At 72.0% G+C, this 4174-nt stretch carries 5 protein-coding genes; 4 read left to right on the top strand and 1 reads right to left on the bottom strand.

Going from position 1 to position 4174, the window contains the following annotated elements:
• The first annotated feature begins 201 nt into the window (after window positions 1–201).
• The 3 genes from MXD58_RS21735 (at window position 202) to MXD58_RS21725 (ending at window position 2343) form a co-directional block, all read left to right on the top strand.
• On the top strand, window positions 202–1083 hold the full coding sequence (locus tag MXD58_RS21735) for a LysR family transcriptional regulator (protein ID WP_248838488.1): 882 nt from the start codon (window positions 202–204) through the stop codon (window positions 1081–1083).
• Between the two features lie 241 nt (window positions 1084–1324).
• A complete protein-coding gene (locus tag MXD58_RS21730) occupies window positions 1325–1528 on the top strand; it encodes a cold-shock protein (RefSeq protein ID WP_011438823.1) in 204 nt (67 codons plus the stop codon).
• A 101-nt stretch (window positions 1529–1629) separates the two neighbouring features.
• On the top strand, window positions 1630–2343 hold the full coding sequence (locus tag MXD58_RS21725) for a class I SAM-dependent DNA methyltransferase (RefSeq protein ID WP_248838489.1): 714 nt from the start codon (window positions 1630–1632) through the stop codon (window positions 2341–2343).
• Window positions 2344–2345: 2 nt separating this feature from the next.
• Here the strand turns inward: MXD58_RS21725 and MXD58_RS21720 are convergent, their stop codons facing one another.
• Window positions 2346–2792, bottom strand: a complete 447-nt coding sequence (locus MXD58_RS21720) for a response regulator (RefSeq protein WP_248838490.1) — start codon at window positions 2790–2792, stop codon at window positions 2346–2348.
• 414 nt (window positions 2793–3206) lie between these two features.
• Here MXD58_RS21720 and MXD58_RS21715 point away from each other — a divergent pair, with 414 nt between their 5' ends.
• A complete protein-coding gene (locus tag MXD58_RS21715; protein ID WP_248838491.1) occupies window positions 3207–3818 on the top strand; it encodes a group III truncated hemoglobin in 612 nt (203 codons plus the stop codon).
• Window positions 3819–4174 lie beyond the last annotated feature (356 nt).

The following is a 4174-nucleotide window of genomic DNA, read 5'->3' as shown; positions in this document are numbered from 1 at the left end:
GGCGACCGGCGCGGCGCCCTTCGCCTCCGACAGCGGTCGGGGACCGGGCGGGCGGGACGCCGGCAAAGCCGGCTCGCAGTCCCGGAGCGGGCGAAGGCGTAGCGGCGCGGCTGGCGGCAGGGGCGACGACATGCGCCGATGGTCCGGTGGCGGCTCGTTCAGGTCCAACGATAATTCGTGCACTCCACATAAGGAACACTGATGGCCGTGGACACCCAGCAGCTGCGGACATTCGTCGGAGTCGCGACGGCCGGTTCCTTCTCGGCCGCCGCCCGCGCGCTGGGCTATACCCAGTCCGCCGTCTCCCAGCAGGTCGCGGCGCTGGAGGCCGACCTCGGGGTGATCCTGCTGCGGCGGCGGCCCACGGTGGAGGTGACCGATGCCGGCGCCCGGCTGCTCGAGCACGCCGGTCCGCTGCTGCTGCGGCTGGCGGCCGCCCGCACCGACGTCGTGCGGGCCGCGGGAGCGCCCACCGAACGGCTGACCGTCGCCGTTCATCCGCTGGGCACCGACCGCCTCGCCACCGTCCTCGCGGCGGTGCTGGCCGACCGGCCCCGACTCGATGTACGGGTGGTCGCCGCGGGCAACATCGAGGCGACGACCGGGGTGGCCCGGGGCGAGTTCGACCTGGCCGTCATCGTCGGCCTGGCCACCGCCGGAGACCCGTTGCGCCGGCCCGACGTGGGACCGCTCCAGGCGGTGGGGATCGGCGAGGAGCCGGTCTGCCTGGCGCTGTCCGCCGATCATCCGCTCGCTGGGTCGACCGGTCCGCGGCTGGCGGATCTCGTCGACGCCGGTTGGATCGACGCGCCCGCCCTCGGCGCAGCACTGGCGGATCTGCGCGTGGTCACCGGCGAGCGACGGTTCCGGGCCCGGCTGCGTTACGACGGCACCGATCTCAGCGGCCTGCTCGCCTTGATCGCCGCCGGCCATGGTCTCGGCCTGCTGCCGGCGCGCGGGCCGCGTGTCGACGCGACGACCGTGCCGCTGCGCGGGTGCGAGCTGGCTTTCCGCACCGAGCAGGTGCGCACAGGGCGCACGACCCCGGCGGCTGAGGCGCTCGCGGCGGCCCTGGGCGGGTGACGAACCCGCGCCCACAGGGGTCAGGATGACGTCCGGCCAGCGGTGTCCAACCGGACCAGAAGCGGATAGTGCTGGTCCGGCGCGCGCTCGGCGGGCACGGGGTAGGCTTCAGGTGTTGCTTGTTTCTCGGTGCGTGACCTACGCAGAGAACGGCACGACCAGGCCACGGAACCGGTCGGGGTCTGGTGCGAAGCCGGTAAGCGAAGGACGCCTACCGGGAGCGCGGCAAGGAGAAAGCATCGTGGCGCAGGGTACCGTCAAGTGGTTCAACGCGGAGAAGGGCTTCGGATTCATCTCCGTCGACGGTGGCGGCCCGGACGTGTTCGTCCACTACTCCTCGATCGTGGCGGACGGCTACAAGTCCCTGGATGAGGGCCAGAGCGTCCAGTTCGAGATCGTGCAGGGCCAGAAGGGTCCGCAGGCGGACAACGTCCAGCCCGTCTGAGCGACGCACCACCTGAGCTTCGCGTTCGGCGCGTGGCCCCCGCCGGGGCCACGCGCCGAATTCGCGTTGAGGGTCGGGCGGCCGGCGAAGATACTGCCCGGGTGCCCACCTTCTCCCAGTTCGACCGCCGGGGTTACGCCTGCGTCGATGTCCGCACCGGCTATGGCGAGTGGTCGGCGACGTACGAGCGGACCGTCGAAGACGTCATGGACCTCGCCCTGCTCGACCGGCTGGCCACGCCCGACTGGTCGGGCGCGCGCCGGGCGGCCGATCTCGGCTGCGGCACCGGCCGCACCGCCGCCTGGCTGCGTTCCCGCGGCGTGATCGCGATCGACGGCGTGGACCTGACTCCGCCGATGCTCGCGTTGGCCCGCCGCCGGGGCGCTCACGACCGGCTGATCGAGGCCGACGCGACCGACACCGGGCTGCCGGGCGGCGGTTACGACCTGGCCGTTTCCTGCCTGATGGACGAGCATCTCGCCGACCTCGCCCCGCTGTACGCGGAAGCCGCCCGGCTGACCCGGCCGGGCGGCCTGTTCGTCCTCGTCGGCTACCACCCGCACTTCATGATGATGTCCGGGATGCCCACCCACTACCGCGACGGCACCGGCACACCACGGGCGATCACGACCCATCTCCACCTGATCGGCGAGCAGGTCGCCGCCGGACTCGCGGCCGGCTGGTCACTGATCGAGATGCGGGAGAACGTCGTCGACGAGTCCTGGCTCGAGGTGAAGCCGCGCTGGGGCGACTTCCTCGGCCATCCGTTCACCTTCGCCCTCGTCTGGCAACGGGGACCCGCCACCGTCAGCTGAGGTCAGTGCCCCGGTAGCCGGACGACCGTCACGAAGAAGTCGTCGATGCTGCGCACGTCGTCGACAAAGCGGTCGAAATCGACCGCCTTGGTGACGTAGGCGTTGGCGTGCAACTGGTAGCTACGGTCGATGTCCTCGACCGCGTCCGACGTCGTGAGCACCACGACCGGAATCCGGCGCAGCCGCTCGTCCGCCTTGATCTCGGCGAGCACCTCGATGCCGCCACGGCGCGGCAGGTTGAGGTCGAGCAGGACCAGGTCAGCCTCGGGTGCGTCGGTGAACGGCACCTCGCGGCGCAGGAAGGCCATCGCCTCGATGCCGTCGTTCACGACGTGCAGGACGCCGCCGATCCGATCGTCGGCGAACGCCTCGCGGGTCATCAGGACATCCCCCGGATCGTCCTCGACCAGCAGTACGTCGAACGAGTTGGCGGGCAGACTCGTCGTCATGGAGGCACCTCGCGCAGTGGGCGGACCCGCGGGACGGGAATGCTTCGTGATCAGTTCGGCGGTGCCCGCTGAGGGCGCCGGCCGGGGGACGAAGGAGCGCAAACGAAGCGGTGGGGGTGCGTCCGACCCGATCGTCCGGCGCGGGCCGGACGTCTCCTTGGTCGGAGGCCGACCCGGCTTCCCGGATCGGGGGATACCTGACCGTACGCCGCGGGGACCGGCCTGTCGCCCCCCACCTTGGGGTCGCGCCACAGCCGTGACCGGCTACGGCCTCAGGCCAGACCGCGTACGCTCGACTACGCAGGTGCCTCGACCGACCGCACCAAGGCCAGGCCCGGCGCTCCCGCGTGGAGGCTCGCAGTCCCGGAGGTCACCACGAACGCCCATCGGCACGACACCATCGATCGCGGCGCCGTGCGACCTGGCGACACCGAGGAACCCAGCGACACCGAGGAACCCAGCGGCGCCGTGCGACCTGGCGACACCGAGGGACCTGGCGGCGCCGTGCGACCTGGCGACACCGAGGGACCTGGCGACACCGAGGGACCTGGCGACACCGAGGGACCTGGCGACACCGTGCGACCTGGCGACACCGAGGGACTTGGCGACACCGACGCGGGCAGCCGGCGGGACATCGCCGGTCGCGACGACATCGCGGCCCTCGTGATGGCGTTCTACCAGCGGGCCTTCGCGGATCCCCAGCTCGGGCCGGTGTTCATCGACGTCGCCCGTCTCGACCTGCCGGCGCACCTGCCGATCATCTGCGACTTCTGGCAGGCGGTGATCTTCCGCGCGGGGACCTACCGGCGCAACGCCTTCGGCGTGCACGCCGACCTGCACGCGCGCGTCCCGCTCACCGGCGAGCTGTTCGCCCGCTGGCTGACCCTGTGGAAAACCACCGTCGACGAGCTGCACCGCGGGCCCAACGCGGACCGCGCCAAGCGGCAGGCCGATCGGATCGCCGAGTCGATGTACCGCCGGCTCCACGCCGCCCCCGCCACCGAGCCGGAGCCCGCGACCCACTGACCCACCGAGCCACCGACCCACCGAGCCACCGAGCCACTGACCCACCGAGCCACCGAGCCACCGAGCCGGAGCCCGTCACCGCCCTGATCCAGGCCGGGCTGGACGAGGCCACGGTCGCGTTCCTCGCCGACGTCGACACGTCCATCCGCCACGGCACGCTGAACCTCGACACGGGTGACCTCGCCCGGCTTGCTCGGCCGGCCGACAAGCACGCTGACCCACGCCGTCCACGCGGCGAAGCCGTGCCGGCCCGCCAGCCGCGCCGCCGCGCCACCCGCCCACCCTGCTGGCTCACGCCGTACCCCAGGAAAAGCCCAAGGACAGGCTTTTCCTGAGCCAGAACCTGGCGATATCCA

Origin of the sequence: Frankia sp. AgKG'84/4 (genome assembly GCF_023242965.2) — a bacterium.
Taxonomy (GTDB): Bacteria; Actinomycetota; Actinomycetes; order Frankiales; family Frankiaceae; genus Frankia.
The sequence above is the reverse complement of the archived record's forward strand: the minus strand, read 5'-3'. Positions and strand labels throughout refer to the sequence as shown.

Coding starts and splice junctions, on each gene's coding strand:
- MXD58_RS21735 (WP_248838488.1), top strand. CDS start 202: ATGGCCGTGGACACCCAGCAGCTGCGGACATTCGTCGGAGTCGCGACG.
- MXD58_RS21720 (WP_248838490.1), bottom strand. CDS start 2,792: ATGACGACGAGTCTGCCCGCCAACTCGTTCGACGTACTGCTGGTCGAG.